The following is a 19,002-nucleotide window of genomic DNA, read 5'->3' on the forward strand; positions in this document are numbered from 1 at the left end:
CGATTCATTTACCGAAGCTTGAGAGTCACCGGACCATCACGCACCGCGACGACCCACCCGGTCAGCTCGCGTCCCGCCGCAGTACACCGCCGCCCACGATCGCGCCCCGCGCGACCGCGTCGCCCCGGAGGAGACGGGAATGTCCCAGATCGAGAAGTCGCGGCCGCAGCCGCAGCACATGCCGCACCGCTCGGAGCTGCCCCCCGAGTCCCGCCGGAAGCCCCGGCCCGAACCCCGCGAGAAGGGCGCCCGCCGCACGGCGGTCCGCCGGGACCTCTCCGCCTCGATCGTCGTCTTTCTGCTGGCCGTCCCCCTGTCGCTCGGTATCGCTCTCGCCACCGGCGCACCGCCCCAGGCGGGCCTGGTGGCCGCTGTCGTCGGCGGCATCGTCGCCGGGCTGCTCGGCGGCGCGCCGCTCCAGATCAGCGGCGCGGCCACCGGCCTGCTGGTGGTCACCGCCGATCTCGTCCAGCGCTACGGCTGGCGCGCCACCTGCGCGATCACCGTTCTCGCCGGCCTGGCGCAACTCGCCCTCGGTGCGGCCCGCGTGGCGCGCGCCGCACTGGCCATCAGTCCGGCGATCGTGCACGGCATGCTGGCCGGCATCGGCGTCACGATCGCGATCGGGCAGCTGCACGTGGTGCTCGGCGGCAGTCCCGACAGCTCGGCGCTCGACAACGCCGCCGCGCTGCCCGGCCAGCTGGAGCATCCGCACCTCGCCGCGCTGCTGATCGGCGCCGTCACCGTCGCCGTACTGGTGGGCTGGGGCCGACTGCCGGGCCGCGCCGGCCGCTGGGCCCGGATGGTGCCCGCCCCGCTGGCCGCGGTCCTGGCCGCGACGGCCGCCAGTGCGGGGATGGCCGTCCCCCGGGTCGACCTGCCGTCCTGGCAGATGCCCGAGCTGCCGGCACTGCCGGACGCCTCCGTTCCCGCCATCGCCGCCGCCGTGCTCACCGTCACCCTCGTCGCCAGCATGGAGTCGCTGCTGTCCGCCGTGGCGGTGGACCGGCTCGCGGCCGAACAGCCCGGCGCTCCCGTGGCGCGGGCGCATCTCAACCGCGAGCTGGCCGGTCAGGGCGTGTCGAACGCCGTGTCCGGGCTGCTGGGCGGATTCCCGATCTCCGGGGGCGCGATGCGCGGCTCGGCCAATGTGAAGGCCGGCGCGGTCAGCCGCAGGTCCACCGTGCTGCACGGCGTCTGGGTGCTGGTCTGTGCGGGTCTGCTGGCCGGAGCCCTGGAGCAGATCCCGCTGGCCGCCCTCGCCGCGCTGGTCATGGTCGTCGGCATCCGGATGGTGAGCTTCGCGCACATCCGGCATGTGCAGCGGCACCGCGAATTCCCGGTGTACGCCGCCACCTTGGGTGCCGTGGTCATCCTCGGCGTGCTGCAGGGCGTGGCGACGGGCATCGCCGTGGCGGTCTTCCTCGCTCTCCGGCGGCTGACCCACACCCGCATCACGGTGACCGAGGAGCCCGACAGCCACCGGGTACGCGTCACCGGCCAGTTGACGTTCCTGGCCGTGCCGCGGCTGACCCGCACACTCGCCCTGGTGCCCCCGCAGGCCAACGTCGTGGTCGAGCTGTGCGGCTCTTTCATGGACCACGCCGCCTACGAAGCGCTGCAGACCTGGTCGACCGCCCATCAGGCGCACGGCGGCTGGGTGACCCTCAGCGGCCGCTCCCGCCGGCCGATCGCCGAGCCCGCCAGTGCGCACGCCTGCCGGCCGTGGACGCCGTGGCGCAATCACCACTGCACCCGCCCGGCTCCGGCCCGCGAGTCCGTGCCGGAGTCCAGTGGCAGCCAGCTGATGGGCGGCGTGAGCGCGTTCCAGCGCCACACCGCTCCCCTGGTGCGCGAGGAGCTGGCCCGGCTGGCGCGCGAGGGCCAGCGACCCACCCAGCTCTTTCTGACCTGCGCGGACTCCCGGCTGGTGACGAGCATGATCACATCCAGTGGGCCGGGCGACCTGTTCACCGTGCGCAACGTCGGCAACCTGATGCCGCCACCCGGCTCGGACAGCTCCTGTGACTCCGTGGGGGCGGCGATCGAGTACGCCGTCGACGTGCTCAAGGTCGGCTCCATCACGGTCTGCGGCCATTCCGGATGCGGCGCCATGGCAGCGCTGCTGACCTCCGCGCCGGCCGGGTCGCAGGGCGATTCGCACACCGGGGTGCAGTCCACCGACGCGACCCCGCTCGCCCGTTGGCTGCGCCACGGCCGGCCGAGTCTGGCGCGCATGGAGCGGATCGGGCGGCTCGGCAGGGGCGAAGTGGCGCTCTCCGAGCGGCCGGTGGCTGACGATCAGGAGCGGCTGGCCTTGGTCAACGTCATGCAGCAGCTCGATCACCTGATGGCGCACCCCTGCGTGGCCCGCCGGGTCGCCGAGGGCTCGCTCGCGCTGCACGGCATGTACTTCCATGTCGGCGAGGCCCAGGCGTACGTCCTGGACGAGCCCAGCGGACGGTTCTGCGCGGTGCGCGCCGAAGCGGCTCCGGTCACGGTCTGACCTGCGAAAGCACCCGCGAAGACGGGAGAAAATGACAGGTCTACACCAATTTACCCGGGCGGCCCTTGTCAGGGGTGGCCGCGGGCTGATGAGCTATGGCCTGGGACACATCGGACGCCCTGGGAATGGGAGATGTCGTGAGCAACGAAAGCCTGGCCAACCTGCTCAAGGAGGAACGGCGATTCGCACCGCCTGCCGAACTGGCCGCGAACGCCAACGTCACGGCAGCCGCGTACGAACAGGCCGCGGCGGACCGCCTCGGGTTCTGGGCCGAGCAAGCCGAACGCCTGTCCTGGGAGACCGCGCCCACCCAGACGCTCGACTGGTCCAACGCACCCTTCGCGAAGTGGTTCGCCGACGGCAAGCTCAACGTCGCCTACAACTGCGTGGACCGTCACGTGGAGAACGGCCTGGGCGACCGGGTCGCCATCCACTTCGAGGGCGAGCCCGGCGACACCCGCGCGATCACCTACGCCGAACTGCAGCGTGAGGTGTCCAAGGCGGCCAACGCGCTGATCGAGCTCGGGGTGCGGACCGGCGACCGGGTCGCCATCTACCTGCCGATGATCCCGGAGGCGGTCATCGCCATGCTGGCGTGCGCCCGTCTGGGCGCCCCGCACTCCGTGGTCTTCGGCGGCTTCTCCGCGGACGCGCTGGCGACCCGCATCAACGACGCCGACGCCCGCGTCGTGATCACCGCCGACGGCGGCTACCGCCGCGGCAAGCCGTCCGCCCTCAAGCCCGCCGTGGACGACGCGCTGACCAAGCCCGGTACGGAGAACGTCCGCAACGTGCTCGTCGTGCGCCGCACCGGCCAGGAGGATGTCGCCTGGACCGAGGGCCGGGACGTGTGGTGGCACGAGGTCGTCGACCGGCAGAGCGACCGGCACACGCCCGAGGCGTTCGACGCCGAGCACCCGCTGTTCATCCTCTACACCTCCGGGACGACGGGTAAGCCCAAGGGCATCCTGCACACCACCGGCGGCTACCTCACCCAGGTGTCGTACACCCACCACGCCGTCTTCGACCTCAAGCCGGAGACCGACGTCTTCTGGTGCACGGCCGACGTCGGCTGGGTGACCGGCCACTCGTACATCACCTACGGCCCGCTCTCCAACGGCGCGACGGAGGTGCTCTACGAAGGCACGCCCGACACCCCGCACCAGGGCCGCTGGTGGGAGATCGTGCAGAAGTACGGCGTCACGATCCTCTACACCGCGCCGACCGCGATCCGCGCCTGCATGAAGTGGGGCGACGACATCCCCGCGAAGTTCGACCTGTCCTCGCTGCGTGTCCTGGGATCGGTGGGCGAGCCCATCAACCCCGAGGCATGGATGTGGTACCGCAAGCACATCGGGGCGGACACCACGCCGATCGTCGACACCTGGTGGCAGACCGAGACCGGCGGGATGATGCTCACCCCGCTGCCGGGCGTCACGGCGACCAAGCCGGGCTCCGCCCAGCTGCCGCTGCCCGGTATCGCCGCGACCGTCGTCGACGACGACGCCAACGAGGTGCCCAACGGCGCGGGCGGCTATCTCGTGCTGACCGAGCCGTGGCCGGCCATGCTCCGCACCATCTGGGGCGACGACCAGCGCTACCTCGACACTTACTGGTCCCGCTTCGAGGGCAAGTACTTCGCCGGTGACGGTGCCAAGAAGGACACCGACGGCGACATCTGGCTGCTCGGCCGGGTGGACGACGTCATGCTGGTGTCCGGCCACAACATCTCCACCACCGAGGTGGAGTCGGCGCTGGTCTCGCACCCGAAGGTGGCCGAGGCGGCGGTCGTCGGCGCGACGGACCCGCAGACCACCCAGGCCATCTGCGCCTTCGTCATCCTGCGCGGCGGCGCCACCGACGAGGACGAGGGCCTCGTGGACGAACTGCGCGCGCATGTCGCGCAGCAGCTCGGCCCGATCGCCAAGCCCAAGCGGATCCTGCCCGTGGCGGAGCTGCCCAAGACTCGCTCCGGCAAGATCATGCGGCGCCTGCTGCGCGACGTGGCCGAGAACCGCGACCTCGGTGACGTCAGTACGCTCACCGACTCGTCCGTCATGGATCTGATCCAGACGAAGCTGCCGAGCGCGGCCAGCGAGGACTGAGCGAGCGACCCCACGAGCGGAGGGGCACCGTCCATTTCAGGCGGTGCCCCTCCGTCGTTCCGGCAGAGCGTTGCCCGCCGTTCGTTCGCAGCAAGGGGGCCCGGTGGGCGCCGCCACGTGGCGCGCGGGCCGACGCTCCGACGACATGGCATGGCCGACCGGCGACCGGTATGCCCGTAAACTCCTTATTGTCAGATCGCCGCTCGCGCGCGCCGGGTAAGGTGGGAACCGCGTCAATGACACGCTAAGAACTCAGGGTGCGCCGGGAAGTCTGGTCGGCAACTGCAACAGCCGTACACAGCTGCCGAAGGCCGGAGGTCACCGCGTGAGCGCCCCCCAGAACCGTCGTTCCACCTTCCTCGGACGCATGCCCCTGCCCGAGCGGAACTTCATCGCGGACACGCTGCGCGCCGAGACCGTGGGCGGCGTCCTCCTCCTCACCGCCGCCGTGGTGGCCCTCATCTGGGCCAACACCCTGAGCGGCAGCTACGAGTCCGTCCGCGAATTCCACCTCGGCCCCGCCTCCCTGGGCCTGGACCTCTCCATCCAGCACTGGGCCGCAAACGGCCTGCTCGCCGTCTTCTTCTTCGTCGCTGGCATCGAACTCAAACGCGAACTGGTCGCCGGTGAACTGCGGGACCCCAAGGCCGCCGCCCTCCCGGTGATCGCAGCGGTCTGCGGCATGGCGATGCCCGCGCTCGTCTACGTCGTCGTCAACGCCATCGGCGGCGGCTCGATGGACGGCTGGGCGGTCCCCACCGCCACCGACATCGCCTTCGCGCTCGCCGTGCTCGCCGTCATCGGCACGTCCCTGCCGTCGGCGCTGCGCGCCTTCCTGCTCACCCTCGCTGTCGTCGACGACCTCTTCGCGATCCTGATCATCGCGGTCTTCTTCACCTCGCAGATCAACTTCCTGGCCCTCGGCTTCGCCTTCGTCGGCCTCGGAGTCTTCTATCTGCTCCTGCGCAAGGGAGTCCGCGGCTGGTACATCTACCTCCCGCTCGCCCTGGTCATCTGGGCCCTGATGGAGAACAGCGGGGTGCACGCCACGATCGCGGGCGTCGCCATGGGTCTGATGCTGCGCTGCTCCCGCCGCGAGGGCGAGGAGCACTCCCCCGGCGAGCACATCGAGCACCTCGTCCGCCCACTCTCGGCCGGCCTCGCCGTGCCGCTCTTCGCCCTCTTCTCCGCCGGCGTGTCCATCTCCGGCGGCGCGGTCCACGAGGTCTTCACCCGGCCGGAGACGCTAGGAGTCGTCCTCGGCCTGATAGTCGGCAAGGCGCTGGGCATCTTCGGCGGTACGTGGGTCACCGCCCGCTTCACCAAGGCGGAACTCAATCCGGACCTGAAGTGGCCGGATGTCTTCGCGGTGGCGTCGCTGGCCGGCATCGGCTTCACCGTCTCGCTGCTCATCGGCGAACTCGCCTTCACCGAGAACCTGACGCTGGCCGACGAGATCAAGGCGTCGGTGCTGATCGGCTCGCTCCTCGCCGCGGTCGTTGCGGGCGTCCTGCTCAAGATCCGTAACAACAAGTACCGGAGCTTGTGGGAGGAAGAGGAGCGCGACGAGGACCAGGACGGCATCCCCGACATCTACGAACAGGACAAGCCCGAGTACCACTTGCGGATGGCCGCGATCCTCGAAGCGAAGGCCGCGGAGCACCGGCGCCTTGCCGAAGTGGCCTCCGACGCACGCACCGGGGACGATGGTCCGGCATGATCTGAGAGGCTTGATTTTTCCGGTGACGAGATGAGGGAGACGGCGATGAGCACTGCCGACGACGGCGCGGACCGCAGCCTCGGGCAGCTGGTGGCCACGGCCACCGCCGAGATGTCCGCACTGGTCCACGACGAGATCGCGCTGGCCAAGGCGGAGTTGCGGCAGGACGCCAAGCGTGCGGGCATCGGCGGCGCCGCGTTCGGCGTGGCCGGGGTACTGGCCCTGTTCGCGTTGCCGGTGCTGAGCTTCGCCGCTGCCTACGGCATCCACAACCTCGGCCTCGGGCTCGCCTGGTCCTTCCTGATCGTGGGCGGTGCCTTCCTGGTGGTCGCCGGGCTGTTGGTGCTCATCGCGATGGCCAAGCTCAAGAAGATCAAGAAGCCGGAGAAGTCCATCACCTCCGCCAAGGAGACCGCGGCCATGCTGCAAAAGGCCAAGCCGCACCCGCGTCCGGCGCCGGTGGAGCACCCGGTCCTGGAGTCTGTGACACGCTCATCGGTATGACTGCCCCCGACAGCACCACCTCGGTCGTCCAGCTCGATATCCCCGGCGGGAAGGAGCTGTCGCACCGCGACGTCGCGGCGAACGGCGCGCGCTTCCACATCGCCGAGATGGGCGACGGCCCTCTGGTGCTGCTGCTGCACGGCTTCCCGCAGTTCTGGTGGACCTGGCGGCACCAACTCCCCGCGCTCGCCGACGCGGGCTTCCGCGCGGTCGCGATGGACCTTCGGGGCGTCGGCGGCAGCGACCGCACGCCCCGCGGTTACGACCCGGCAAATCTCGCCCTCGACATCACCGGGGTCATCCGCTCCCTGGGCGAGCCGGACGCCGCACTCGTCGGACACGACCTGGGCGGCTATCTCGCGTGGACGGCCGCGGTGATGCGGCCCAAGCTGGTGCGCCGGCTCGCGGTGTCCTCGATGCCGCACCCACGGCGCTGGCGCTCGGCGATGCTCGCCGACCTCAAGCAGAGCACCCGGAGTTCGCACATCTGGAACTTCCAGCGGCCGTGGCTGCCCGAGCGCCGGCTGACCGCCGACGACGCGGCGCTGGTCGGCCGGATGATCCGCGACTGGTCCGGGCCCCGGATGCCGGACGACGAAGCGGTCGCCGTGTATCAGCGGGCGATGAGCATTCCCTCCACGGCGCACTGCTCGATCGAGCCCTACCGCTGGATGGTGCGGTCCATGGCCCGTCCGGACGGCATCCAGTTCAACCGGCGGATGAAGAAGCCGGTACGGGTCCCGACGCTGCATCTGCACGGGTCACTCGACCCGGTGATGCGCACCCGCAGTGCGGCCGGCTCCGGGCAGTACGTCGAGGCCCCCTACCGCTGGCGGCTGTTCGACGGCCTCGGACACTTCCCGCACGAGGAGGACCCGGTGGCGTTCTCGACCGAGCTGATCAACTGGCTGAAGGACCCCGAGCCGGACCGCTGACGGGGGCTCCCCGGCCCGAGGGGCCGGAGCCGTTCGGCCCCGGACGGCAGGGCCGTTCGGCCGATCGGTGCGAACGTTCGTCTGACGAACAGCCAATTGCCCGGCGCATAGGCCAATTGGCGGCGGCCGGAGCGATTACGGACCTTGGGGCAAGGGCAGAGTCGTGTGTATGGGCTGGACGCACGACTACCGTGACGTGGCACGCAACCGCCGCAGCAGTGCCGCTGCAGTGGGCACTCGGGAGAGGGGCACGCCGGACCTCAGGTCCGCCGACTCCCCCGATCCCGCCCACCCGATGGGCATTCCCCTCATCCTGCGCCGCAGAGCGCGCTGGGTGAGCGCACGCCTGCGCCATCCTCGCGGCTGAGCCGCGCGGCGCAGGTCTCTCTCCTCCTTCGGCGCACAGCGCGGTGACCCTCGCGTCCCCGCGTCTGCGCCCTGACCCGCCTCAGATCGCGCAGCCCTGGCTGTCGACCTGACGCTCGGCCGTACGCCCCTTGGTGATGTCCTCACGGACTTCGTCGGCGGTCAGCGCATAGCCGGTACGGGAGTCGTCCAGCGACTTCGCGAAGACGACGCCGTAGACCTCGCCGTTCGGCGTGAGCAGCGGGCCGCCGGAGTTGCCTTGGCGGACGGTGGCGTAGAGGGAGTAGACGTCGCGGCCGACCGTGCCCCGGTGGTAGATGTCCGGGCCGTTGGCCTGGATGCGGCCGCGGATACGGGCCGAGCGGACGTCGTAGCCGCCGTTCTCCGGGAAGCCGGCGACGATGGCGCTCTTGCCACTGTCCGCGTCGGCCCGGGCGAACCGCAGGGCCGGGGCATTCAGTGAGGGGACGTCCAGCACCGCGATGTCGCGCTGCCAGTCGTAGAGCACGACCTTGGCGTCATAGCGCCGCCCCTCGCCGCCGACCTGCACGGTGGGCTCGTCGACGCCTCCGACGACATGGGCGTTGGTCATCACGCGGTGCCGTCCGAAGACGAAGCCGCTGCCCTCGAGGACCTTGCCGCACCCGGGGGCCGTGCCGACGACCTTGACGATGCTTCGCTTTGCCTGCTCCGCCACCGGGCTGCTGGCCAGCCGGGGATCGGGTGCGGGCACGGAGGTGATCGGCTCGTTGGAGAACGGCGTGAAGACCTGGGGGAAGCCGTTCTGCGTCAGGACCGAGGAGAAGTCCGCGAACCAGGTGTTGGCCTCAGGGGGCATCACGCGGGACACGCCGAGCAGCACCTTGGAATTGCGGACCTCCTTGCCGAGGGTCGGCAAGGAGGTGCCGGCCAGGGCCGATCCGATCAGCCAGGCGACCAGCAGCATCGCCAGGACGTTGACCAGCGCGCCGCCGGTGGCATCCAGCGCCCGCGCGGGTGACCAGGTGATGTAGCGGCGCAGCTTGTTACCCAGATGGGTGGTGAGCGCCTGGCCCACGGATGCGCACACGATCACGACGGCCACCGCGGCGATGGCCGCGAAGGTGCCGGGTGTCGCGTCGTCGGTGATCTCGTTCCAGATCACGGGCAGCAGATAGACCGCGATCAGGCCGCCTCCGAGGAAGCCGATCACGGACAGGATGCCGACGACAAAGCCTTGCCGATAGCCGATGATCGCGAACCACACGGCCGCGACCAGCAGCAAGATGTCCAGGACGTTCACGCCCGACACCGTCTCACGAGCGCCAGTCGAGCGGGACCTGCTTGTCACGGTCCCACGGAATCTCCCAGCCCGCGTAGTGCAGGATGCGGTCGATCACGCCGGCCGTAAACCCCCATACCAGGGCATTCTCGACAAGAAACGCGGGGCCTACGTGGCCGCTGGGGTGACGTGTCGTCACGCGGTGACCGGGGTCCGTGAGATCCGCCACGGGCACCGTGAACACCCGGGCGGTCTCCGCCTGGTCGACCGCACCCACCGGACTCGGCTCCCGCCACCACCCCAGGACGGGTGTCACCACGAAGCCGCTGACGGGGATGTACAGGCGCGGGAGCACACCGAAGACCTGGACGCCGGACGGGTCGAGGCCGGTCTCCTCCTGGGCCTCGCGCAGCGCCGCGCGCACCGGGCCGCGTCCCTCGGGATCGCCGTCCTCCGGGTCGAGGGCGCCTCCGGGGAAGGAGGGCTGACCGGCATGCGAGCGCAGGGTCCCGGCGCGCTCCATGAGCAGCAGCTCGGGGCCGCGCGGGCCGTGCCCGAAGAGGATCAGCACCGCGGACTGCCGGCCGCCGCTCTCGGGTGGCAGGAACCGGCTGAGCTGGCGCGGCTCGATGGCGCCGGCCGCTGCGGCCACCGGGGCCAGCCACTCGGGCAGTCCCTCGGCCGTGACCGGAACGTCCCGGCCGGACGACGCCTCGCGGGTGCCGGTGTCCTCGCCGTACTGCTCCCGTGCTCTCGTCATCCGCGCCCCCTCAGGCCCTGGCTTCGATGGTTGGTCCCCCTCGGGGGCACTCCTGCCCGCGGCGCCGCAGCCGTCATGGGGCCGCCATCGGGGGCGCGGGCTGCCCCGGATAGTCGGCAGGCGGATTCAGCCGCTGCCCCGGCCGGCCGCCCAGCTCGTACTTCAACAGCTTCTTCGCCTTCTCCGGGTCCGTCTCGCCCTCGCCGTACGACGGACAGAGGGGGGCGATGCCGCAGGCGCCGCAGGCGGGCTTGCGGGAGTGGCAGACGCGGCGGCCGTGGAAGACGACGCGGTGCGAGAGCATCGTCCACTCGCTCTTGGGGAAGATCTCGGCGATCTCCGCCTCGACCTTCTCCGGGTCCTCCTGGGTGGTCCAGCCGAAGCGGCGCACCAGCCGGCCGAAGTGCGTGTCGACGGTGATGCCGGGGACGCCGAAGGCGTTGCCCAGCACCACATTGGCGGTCTTGCGGCCGACGCCGGGGAGCGTGACGAGATCCTCCAGCCGGCCCGGCACCTCGCCTCCGAAGCGGTCGCGCAGCGCGGTCGACAGCCCGATCAGCGACTTGGTCTTGGCGCGGAAGAAACCGGTGGGGCGGATCAGCTCCTCCAGTCGCTCCGGGTCCATCGCCGCCATGTCCTCGGGCGTCGGGCAGACGGCGAAGAGGCCCGGGGTGGTCTGGTTGACCCGCAGGTCGGTGGTCTGCGCGGACAGCACCGTCGCGACCAGCAGCTCGAAGGGGTTGGTGAAGTCCAGCTCCGGATGGGCGTACGGATACAGCTCGGCCAGCTCGCGGTTCATCCGGCGGGCCCGGCGGACCATGGCCACCCGGGACTCCGGCTTGCCCGCCGGGGCCTTCCCGGCGGGCGCGGCGGCGCTCGCGGCCGAGGGAGCGGTCTTCTTCGCTGCGGTCTTCTTCGCGGCAGTCTTCTTCGCGGCGGACTTCTTCGCGGGCTTCGCCGCCTGCTCGGCGGGCTGCCCGGCGGGTTTCTTCGCCGTCTCAGCAGCGGTCTTCCGTGCGGGTGCCTTGGCCACAGTCGCCTTCTTCGTCGCCGCGTCCTTGGTCGTCACGGCCTTTTTGGCGACCGTCTTCTTCTTCGCGGCGGCACGCTTCGGGGCGGCCTCGTCCGCGGCGGCCTGCGCGGCCGCCACGGGCTTCGCGGGAGTTTCGTTCACGGCGGCCTTCTTCCCTGCAGAGCTCTTGCGTACCGAGTTCTCACCCGCCGAGATCCCCCTCGCGGAGATCTTCGGGGTAGCGTCCTTGACGATCACGTCCTGCGCTGCCGCTCGCGACGCGCCGAGCCTTCCCGCCGTCGCCGTCCGGGCGGACCTCACCCTGGAGGACGATTTGTTACCTTTATCCGAATTCGAGCCACTACTGGATGACTGTTCGCCCACAGCGGAATCGGGCCCTGCGCTCACTCGCTCAGCCCCCAGTCCTGTGCTCCCACCGGCGTATTGGACACCCGGCCAGACTAAGGCCACCCACTGACAACCGACTCGATCACTGTGATTCCAGACCCCAATCGGCCCCCTGCCGTATGGCTCGGGCCACGGGTCCGGCAAACTTGTGATTGATCGCACTGTTTTGCATTCCGGCATGATGGGGACCACAGTCCCCCGGAGCATGTCGACAAGGAGAGATCTCGTGGACGACGTTCTGCGGCGCGCACCGCTCTTCGCGGCGCTCGATGACGAGCAGGCGGCCGACTTGCGCGCCTCAATGGGAGAGGTCACGCTCGCCCGCGGCGACGCCCTGTTCCACGAAGGGGACCCCGGCGACCGCCTGTACGTGGTCACCGAGGGCAAGGTGAAGCTGCACCGCACTTCCCCGGACGGCCGGGAGAACATGCTCGCCGTCCTCGGCCCCGGAGAGCTCATCGGTGAGCTCTCGCTCTTCGACCCGGGCCCGCGCACGGCCACCGCCTCCGCCCTCACCGAGGTCAAGCTCCTCGGCCTCGGCCACGGCGACCTCCAGCCCTGGCTGAACGCCCGCCCGGAGGTGGCCACTGCCCTGCTGCGTGCGGTCGCCCGCCGCCTGCGCAAGACCAACGACCAGATGTCCGACCTGGTCTTCTCGGACGTGCCGGGCCGCGTGGCGCGCGCCCTGCTGGACCTGTCGCGCCGCTTCGGCGTGCAGTCCGAGGAAGGCATCCACGTCGTGCACGACCTGACGCAGGAGGAGCTGGCCCAGCTGGTGGGCGCCTCTCGCGAGACGGTCAACAAGGCCCTCGCGGACTTCGCGGGCCGCGGCTGGCTCCGCCTGGAGGCACGCGCCGTGATCCTGCTGGACGTCGAGCGGCTGGCCAAGCGCTCGCGCTGATCCGTACGACCACCGGCACCCTCCGGCACGCACTCGGAAGGACCCCGCTCCGGCGGGGTCCTTCGTGCGTTTCCCGGCACCCTCCGTACCCGGGGCCCTGCAACAAAGCAGTCGCGGGCGGGGAGTCCCGCTCGCCATAGTGACGCCATGAACGACATGCGGCGGGACGCCGCGGCCGAGGGCGTGCATCGCCGGGTGAACGACCGCGTACACGGCGTACACGGCCTGTGCGACGCCGGCACCGGACTGGACCAAGAGGGCTACTTCGTCCGCGAAGGCTCCCTGGACCGGGTGTCCGCCCCCTTCGCGCCGATCGTGACGGCCCTTCGCGACCAGCTCGCCGAACGCTTCGGTCCCTCCCGCCTCACCTGTGCCTACCTGTACGGCAGCATCCCGCGCGGCACAGCCGTGCCCGGCCGCTCCGACCTCGACGTCCTGCTCGCCCTGAGCGCCCGGCCCACCCCGACCGACCACGCCGACGCCCGCGCAATGGAGGCGGAACTGGACGCGGCCTTCCCGCAGATCGACGGCGCCGGGATCCTGCTGTGCGGCGTCGAGGAGGTGCTGAGCGACCTGGAGCGGTACGACCTCGGATGGTTCGCCGCCTGCCTGTGCACGCCGCTCATGGGCGAGGACGTCACGTCGGGGCTGCCTCCCTACCGCCCGACCTCGTTGCTGGCCCGGGAGACCAACGGCGACCTCCACGAGCGGCTGCCCGTCCTCCGGGAGAAGGCCGCCGCGGCGCGCACCGACGCCGAGCGCACCCGGATGACCCGGGTGGTGGCACGCAAACTCGTACGGACCGGGTTCACGCTGGTCATGCCGCGCTGGGGTGGCTGGACCAGCGACCTCGCCGAGTCCGCCGAGGTGTTCGGCCACTACTATCCGGCGCACGCCGACCGCATGCGCGCGGCGGCACGCGCGGCGCGTACGCCCCGCGCCGACCCCGAGCTGCTCGACGAGCTGCTCAACGGCCTCGCGCCCTGGCTGGCGGACGAGTACCTCGCCGTCCACGGCCCGAAGGCACCCCGCCCCTAGGAACGGTGACGGGGCGACGGCAGCCGGCTCCGGCTGCCCAACGGCATCAGGAGGGCAGCACGGCTCCTGCAGCAGCCGGCGGGCGACCTGCCCGTCCCTGGAGTGGCCCTGACCGGTGCGGCCAAGCCAGTGGCCGCCGCACACGTCCCGTCCCGCCTCGTCCGCCTCATCCGGGCGTCCGTTCCTGGACGTGCTCGTGGGTTCCCCCATCGCGCCCGCGCCCACCCGTGGCCGGATCCGGCGTCGGACCGCACGGCCGCCGGCGCGGCCGGAGCGGGCTCCGCTGTCAGATCAGCCCATGTTCGCCCAGGTAGTCGAGCTGTGCCCGCACCGAGAGCTCGGCGGCCGGCCACAGGGAGCGGTCGACATCGGCATAGACGCTGGCGACGACATCGGCGGGGGTGCGATGGCCCGACTCGACGGCCGTCTCGACCTGCGCGAGCCGATTGGCCCGGTGCGCCAGATAGAACTCCACCGCTCCCTGGGCGTCGTTCAGCACGGGTCCGTGGCCCGGAAGCACCGTCGACACGCCGTCGTCGACCGTGAGGGACCGCAGTCGGCGCAGCGTGTCCAGATAGTCGCCCAGTCGGCCGTCCGGGTGCGCGACCACCGTGGTGCCACGGCCCAGGATCGTGTCGCCCGTGAGCACCGCGCCGTCGGCGGGGAGGTGGAAGGACAGGGAGTCCGCGGTGTGCCCCGGGGTCGGCACCACCCGCAGCTCCAGACCGCCGGTGGTGATCACATCGCCCGCTTCGAGCCCCTCGCTGCCGAGACGCAGCGCCGGATCCAGGGCGCGTACGGCCGTACGGGTCAGTTCGGCGAAGCGTCCGGCGCCCTCGGCGTGGTCGGGGTGGCCATGCGTCAGAAGGGTCAGGGCGATGCGCTTCCCGGCCCGCTCGGCGGTGTCGACGACGGCCTGGAGATGTCCCTCGTCGAGCGGCCCGGGGTCGATGACGACCGCGAGGTCGGAGTCCGGCTCGGTGACGATCCAGGTGTTCGTGCCGTCCAGGGTCATCGCCGACGCGTTGGGGGCCAGCACGCAGTGGGCCCGCGCGGTGGCCTGCCCCTGGATGACGCCGCCTCGGGGCTGCCCGGGGAGAGCGGCTGCTTCGGTCATGCGGGGGTCCCTCCCGAGGGGCTGGGGGTGTCCGAGGGGCCGTCGGCGGCGCCGGGCCGCGCACCGTCGTCCTTCGGCGTGAGGTGCTTGGTGAACTCGTCATGGCCCGGCCAGCTCAGGAGGATCTCGCCGTTCACCAATTCGGCCCGGGCCAGGACCGGTGTCAGGTCCTGGGCAGGCGCTGCGCCCAGCGCCTCGCTGGCGGTGCCGTAGGTCTGGAGGCCGCGAAGCGTCGCGATGGTGGGCGGCATCATCAGCAGCTCGCCGCGGTCGTAGCCGGCGGCTGCCTCCGCCGGGCGGATCCACACCGTGCGGTCCGCCTCCGTGGAGGCATTGCGGGTGCGCTGGCCCTCGGGCAGCGCGGCGACGAAGAACCAGGTGTCGTACCGGCGCGGTTCGAACTCCGGGGTGATCCAGCGTGCCCAGGCGCCGAGCAGGTCGGAGCGCAGCAGCAGACCACGCCGGCCCAGGAACTCGGCGAAGGACAGCTCGTGCGCGACCAGCGCCGCACGGTCCGCCTCCCAGTCCTCGCCCGTGGTGTCCTCGACGACCGTGTCGGCCGAGGTCCCGGCGAGCAGCACGCCGGCCTCTTCGAAGGTCTCGCGCACCGCGGCGCAGACGATGGCCTGCGCGGTCGCGGGGTCGACCCCCATCCGTACGGCCCATTCGGTCCGCGACGGGCCCGCCCAGGCGACCGGCGCCTCGTCACGCGGATCGACGGAGCCGCCCGGGTAGGCGTACGCCCCGCCCGCGAAGGCCATGGAGGCGCGTCTGCGCAACATGTGGACGTCAGGCCCGGGGGAACCGGCGGAGCCAGGGAGCGCGTCCCGCAGCAGCAGGACGGTCGCGGCCCGCCGGGGCGCGACCGGCGTCAGCTCGCCGTTCGCGAGTGCCCGGATACGGGCGGGCCACTCCGGCGGGTACCACTGGCCATTGGTCGTCGACGACATGGCCGGATGCTATGCGCTCACGCGTGGATGTTCGAGGGGCCTTCCGGTACCGGGCTGCTTCGCGGCGACGAGGGGCCCCGGAATGGCGCGAACGCCCCGGGCCCCTTCGCCGCACGCGAACCGGCTGCGGACGGGTGCGTTACTTTGCGACCTCGACCTGGATCTCGACCTCGACCGGCGCGTCGATCGGCAGCACCGCCACGCCCACCGCGGACCGGGCGTGCACGCCCTTGTCGCCCAGGATCTCGCCGAGCAACTCACTGGCTCCGTTGATGACGCCCGGCTGGCCGGTGAAGTCCGGCGCGGAGGCCACGAACCCGACGACCTTCACGACGCGCTGGATCTTGTCCAGGTCGCCGATCACCGACTTCACGGCCGCCAGCGCGTTGAGCGCGCAGGTCGCGGCGAGTTCCTTGGCCTGCTCGGCGCTGACCTCGGCGCCGACCTTGCCGGTGGCCGGCAGCGCGCCGTCCACCATCGGCAGCTGGCCGGAGGTGAAGACATGGTCGCCGGAGCGCACCGCGGGCTGGTAGGCAGCCAGCGGAGGCACGACCTCGGGCAGCTTCAGGCCCAGCTCGGCGATCTTGTCCTCGACCGCGCTCATGCCTTCTCCCGCTTCAGGTAGGCCACCAGCTGCTCGGGGTTGTTCGGACCCGGCACGACCTGGACGAGCTCCCAGCCGTCCTCGCCCCAGGTGTCCAGGATCTGCTTCGTCGCGTGCACGAGAAGCGGCACGGTTGCGTATTCCCACTTGGTCATGGGCCGAGCGTAATGCCTGTCCACGGCCGCGGTGGACGGCGCCCACCACGGCCCGCGCGCACCCGCCCCGGACGGCCTCCACCGGAGGATGCGTCAGCACCCTTGGGGAACATCCCGGGCGCGGCCCCGAGGACATCGCGCGCAGATCCCAGGGGCATCACAGGCCCGTCCCGTGCGTACTCCGGACGCGGACTGGTTAGGCTCCTTGACGTGAGCAGGCTCCATGTCGTCAGCGGCAAGGGCGGCACCGGCAAGACCACGGTCGCCGCTGCCCTCGCCCTCGCCCTGGCCACCGAGGGACGACGCACCCTCCTGGTCGAGGTCGAGGGCCGTCAGGGCATTGCCCAGCTGTTCGAAACCGAAGCGCTTCCCTACGAGGAACGCAAGATCGCCGTAGCCCCGGGTGGCGGCGAGGTGCACGCCCTGGCCATCGACGCCGAGCGCGCCCTCCTGGACTACCTCCAGATGTTCTACAAGCTCGGCAGCGCGGGCCGGGCGCTGAAGAAACTCGGCGCCATCGACTTCGCCACGACCATCGCACCGGGCCTGCGGGACGTCCTGCTGACCGGTAAGGCGTGCGAGGCGGTCCGCCGCAAGGACAAGAGCGGGAAGTTCGTCTACGACGCGATCGTGATGGACGCCCCGCCGACCGGCCGCATCACCCGCTTCCTGAACGTCAACGACGAGGTGGCCGGGCTGGCCAAGATCGGCCCGATCCACAATCAGGCGCAGGCCGTGATGCGGGTCCTGAAGTCGCCCGAGACGGCGGTGCATCTGGTCACCCTCCTGGAGGAGATGCCGGTCCAGGAGACCGCGGACGGCGTCGCGGAACTGCGCGCCGCCGGCCTGCCCGTGGGCGGCATCGTCATCAACATGGTCCGCCCCGCCGTACTGGACACCGACGACCTCGACATCGTCGCCCGCGGAGCCCGTACGGGCATCGCCAAGGCGCTCTCCCAGGCCGGCCTGGGCGGCGCCCGCCGCGGCGGGCTGGCGGACCGGCTGATCGACCCCCTGCTTGAGCAGGCTCGCGAGCACGCCGAGCGGGTCGATCTGGAGCGCGCCGAACATGCCGAACTGACCGGCATCGGGCTGCCCACCTACGAGTTGGAGCTGCTCCCCGAGGGAGTGGACCTCGCCGGGCTCTACCGCCTGGCGAGAGACCTGCGGAAACAGGGGCCCATATGACGTCGGAGGACACCACGCTGGACGCCTCGGCCCCGTGGCTCGGGGTCGACGCGCTGATCGACGACCCGCACACCCGCATCGTGGTCTGCTGCGGCTCGGGCGGCGTGGGAAAGACCACGACCGCCGCGGCCCTGGGCGTCCGAGCCGCCGAGCGCGGCCGCAAGGTCGTCGTGCTGACCATCGACCCGGCCCGGCGGCTGGCGCAGTCGATGGGCATCTCCGAGCTCGACAACGTCCCCCGGCAGGTCAAGGGCGTCGACGACACCGCGGGCGGCGAACTGCACGCGATGATGCTGGACATGAAGCGCACCTTCGACGAGATCGTCGAGGGCCATGCGGACGCCGACCGGGCCCGCGCGATCCTGGAGAATCCTTTCTACGAGTCCCTGTCGGCCGGCTTCGCGGGCACGCAGGAGTACATGGCCATGGAGAAGCTCGGCCAGCTGCGCGCGACCGACGAGTGGGATCTGATCATCGTCGACACCCCGCCGAGCCGTTCCGCACTGGACTTCCTCGACGCACCCAAGCGCCTCGGCTCGTTCCTCGACGGCAAGTTCATCCGGGTCCTGATGGCACCGGCGAAGGTCGGCGGGCGCGCCGGCATGAAGTTCCTGAACGTCGGCATGTCGATGATGACCGGCACCCTCAGCAAGCTGATGGGCGGCCAACTGCTGCGCGACGTCCAGACGTTCGTGGCGGCGATGGACACCATGTTCGGCGGTTTCCGCACCCGCGCCGACGCCACCTACCGGCTGCTTCAGGCACCCGGCACGGCATTTCTCGTGGTCGCCGCCCCCGAGCGGGACGCGCTCCGCGAGGCGGCGTACTTCGTCGAGCGGCTGGCCGCGGAGCAGATGCCGTTGGCCGGCCTGGTGCTCAACCGTGTGCACGGCAGCGGCGCTGCCCAGCTGAGCGCGGAGCGGGCGCTGGCGGCTGCCGAGACCCTGGCCGACCACACCGCCGAGGACACCGCCGCGGATGCGGATACGGACGCGGATACGGACGCGGAAAATCTTGAAACGACCGGCATTGTGGATCTCGACGGCGGGAATGCTGGATCACGTGCCGCCGGCGACCACTCCCCCGGTGCCGCGGCGCGCCCTACGACACGCTCCTCCGCCTCGGCGGCGCACCTGGCTGCCGGGCTGCTCCGACTGCACGCCGAACGCATGCAGGTCCTCGCGCGCGAACGTCGCACGCGGGACCGCTTCACCGCACTCCACCCCGAGGTCCCGGTGACGGAGGTCGCCGCACTGCCCGGTGACGTCCATGACCTCACGGGGCTGCGCGCGATCGGCGACCGCCTGGCGCTCGGCCCCGCAGAGACCGACACCGACAGCTGACGGCCGTACCACCCGGCACACCAACTCACCGGTGCTGAGCAGTCCCCGGCCGGCTCGCCCTGCCTGCACAAACGGTTCGGCATCCCGCGGGCGCACCGTGCCGCACCATCAGCTCCCCAGTCGTCTCGC

17 protein-coding genes are annotated in these 19,002 nt (G+C 71.2%); 10 read left to right on the top strand and 7 right to left on the bottom strand.

Annotation, left to right across the window (positions count from 1 at the left end; translation table 11 throughout):
- Positions 1–139: 139 nt before the first annotated feature.
- The 6 genes from ACGFZW_RS30795 (at position 140) to ACGFZW_RS30820 (ending at position 8,137) form a co-directional block, all read left to right on the top strand.
- Positions 140–2,506, top strand: coding sequence for a SulP family inorganic anion transporter (locus ACGFZW_RS30795; protein WP_393896543.1), 2,367 nt, complete (start codon positions 140–142; stop codon positions 2,504–2,506).
- Between the two features lie 137 nt (positions 2,507–2,643).
- Positions 2,644–4,611: an acetate--CoA ligase gene (gene acs, locus ACGFZW_RS30800; protein ID WP_393896544.1), complete on the top strand. Its 1,968-nt coding sequence runs from the start codon at positions 2,644–2,646 to the stop codon at positions 4,609–4,611.
- 325 nt (positions 4,612–4,936) lie between these two features.
- On the top strand, positions 4,937–6,331 hold the full coding sequence (nhaA, locus tag ACGFZW_RS30805; protein ID WP_393896545.1) for a Na+/H+ antiporter NhaA: 1,395 nt from the start codon (positions 4,937–4,939) through the stop codon (positions 6,329–6,331).
- A gap of 45 nt (positions 6,332–6,376) precedes the next feature.
- On the top strand, positions 6,377–6,835 hold the full coding sequence (locus ACGFZW_RS30810) for a phage holin family protein (RefSeq protein WP_393896546.1): 459 nt from the start codon (positions 6,377–6,379) through the stop codon (positions 6,833–6,835).
- Positions 6,832–7,770 carry an alpha/beta fold hydrolase gene (locus tag ACGFZW_RS30815; RefSeq protein ID WP_393896547.1) on the top strand — a complete coding sequence of 313 codons (939 nt, stop codon included), beginning with the start codon at positions 6,832–6,834 and terminating at the stop codon, positions 7,768–7,770. The genes ACGFZW_RS30810 and ACGFZW_RS30815 overlap by 4 nt, the downstream gene beginning before the upstream one ends.
- A 169-nt stretch (positions 7,771–7,939) precedes the next feature.
- Positions 7,940–8,137 carry a hypothetical protein gene (locus ACGFZW_RS30820; protein ID WP_393896548.1) on the top strand — a complete coding sequence of 66 codons (198 nt, stop codon included), beginning with the start codon at positions 7,940–7,942 and terminating at the stop codon, positions 8,135–8,137.
- Positions 8,138–8,218: 81 nt separating this feature from the next.
- Here the strand turns inward: ACGFZW_RS30820 and ACGFZW_RS30825 are convergent, their stop codons facing one another.
- The 3 genes from ACGFZW_RS30825 to nth all read right to left on the bottom strand — a co-directional run bounded on the left by ACGFZW_RS30825 (position 8,219) and on the right by nth (position 11,331).
- Positions 8,219–9,418, bottom strand: coding sequence for a MarP family serine protease (locus tag ACGFZW_RS30825; protein ID WP_393896549.1), 1,200 nt, complete (start codon positions 9,416–9,418; stop codon positions 8,219–8,221).
- A gap of 13 nt (positions 9,419–9,431) precedes the next feature.
- On the bottom strand, positions 9,432–10,157 hold the full coding sequence (locus ACGFZW_RS30830) for an NUDIX hydrolase (protein WP_393896550.1): 726 nt from the start codon (positions 10,155–10,157) through the stop codon (positions 9,432–9,434).
- 73 nt (positions 10,158–10,230) lie between these two features.
- A complete protein-coding gene (gene nth, locus ACGFZW_RS30835) occupies positions 10,231–11,331 on the bottom strand; it encodes an endonuclease III (protein WP_393896551.1) in 1,101 nt (366 codons plus the stop codon).
- Positions 11,332–11,803: 472 nt separating this feature from the next.
- On the opposite strand from nth, the gene ACGFZW_RS30840 reads away from it, so the two are divergent.
- Both ACGFZW_RS30840 and ACGFZW_RS30845 read left to right on the top strand, forming a co-directional pair.
- Positions 11,804–12,478 (top strand): Crp/Fnr family transcriptional regulator, encoded by a 675-nt coding sequence (locus tag ACGFZW_RS30840; protein WP_393896552.1) that lies wholly within the window; start codon positions 11,804–11,806, stop codon positions 12,476–12,478.
- A 147-nt stretch (positions 12,479–12,625) separates the two neighbouring features.
- The gene (locus ACGFZW_RS30845) at positions 12,626–13,516 is read left to right on the top strand and encodes a nucleotidyltransferase (RefSeq protein WP_393896553.1); all 891 of its coding nucleotides are present in this window, start codon (positions 12,626–12,628) and stop codon (positions 13,514–13,516) included.
- Between the two features lie 286 nt (positions 13,517–13,802).
- Here the strand turns inward: ACGFZW_RS30845 and ACGFZW_RS30850 are convergent, their stop codons facing one another.
- The 4 genes from ACGFZW_RS30850 to ACGFZW_RS30865 form a co-directional block, all read right to left on the bottom strand.
- Positions 13,803–14,633 (bottom strand): MBL fold metallo-hydrolase, encoded by an 831-nt coding sequence (locus ACGFZW_RS30850; protein WP_393896554.1) that lies wholly within the window; start codon positions 14,631–14,633, stop codon positions 13,803–13,805.
- The gene (locus ACGFZW_RS30855) at positions 14,630–15,583 is read right to left on the bottom strand and encodes an NUDIX hydrolase (protein ID WP_393896555.1); all 954 of its coding nucleotides are present in this window, start codon (positions 15,581–15,583) and stop codon (positions 14,630–14,632) included. Before ACGFZW_RS30855 ends, ACGFZW_RS30850 begins: the two co-directional genes overlap by 4 nt.
- A 139-nt stretch (positions 15,584–15,722) precedes the next feature.
- The gene (locus ACGFZW_RS30860; protein ID WP_393896556.1) at positions 15,723–16,187 is read right to left on the bottom strand and encodes a RidA family protein; all 465 of its coding nucleotides are present in this window, start codon (positions 16,185–16,187) and stop codon (positions 15,723–15,725) included.
- Positions 16,184–16,342 (bottom strand): DUF4177 domain-containing protein, encoded by a 159-nt coding sequence (locus ACGFZW_RS30865; protein ID WP_003967454.1) that lies wholly within the window; start codon positions 16,340–16,342, stop codon positions 16,184–16,186. The genes ACGFZW_RS30860 and ACGFZW_RS30865 overlap by 4 nt, the downstream gene beginning before the upstream one ends.
- A 210-nt stretch (positions 16,343–16,552) precedes the next feature.
- On the opposite strand from ACGFZW_RS30865, the gene ACGFZW_RS30870 reads away from it, so the two are divergent.
- Both ACGFZW_RS30870 and ACGFZW_RS30875 read left to right on the top strand, forming a co-directional pair.
- Positions 16,553–17,530 (top strand): ArsA family ATPase, encoded by a 978-nt coding sequence (locus ACGFZW_RS30870; protein ID WP_393896557.1) that lies wholly within the window; start codon positions 16,553–16,555, stop codon positions 17,528–17,530.
- Positions 17,527–18,873 (top strand): ArsA family ATPase, encoded by a 1,347-nt coding sequence (locus tag ACGFZW_RS30875; protein ID WP_393896558.1) that lies wholly within the window; start codon positions 17,527–17,529, stop codon positions 18,871–18,873. Before ACGFZW_RS30870 ends, ACGFZW_RS30875 begins: the two co-directional genes overlap by 4 nt.
- The last annotated feature ends 129 nt before the right edge of the window (positions 18,874–19,002 follow it).

It is taken from the genome of Streptomyces sp. NPDC048248, from assembly GCF_043201875.1.
In the GTDB taxonomy this organism is placed as follows: Bacteria; Actinomycetota; Actinomycetes; order Streptomycetales; family Streptomycetaceae; genus Streptomyces.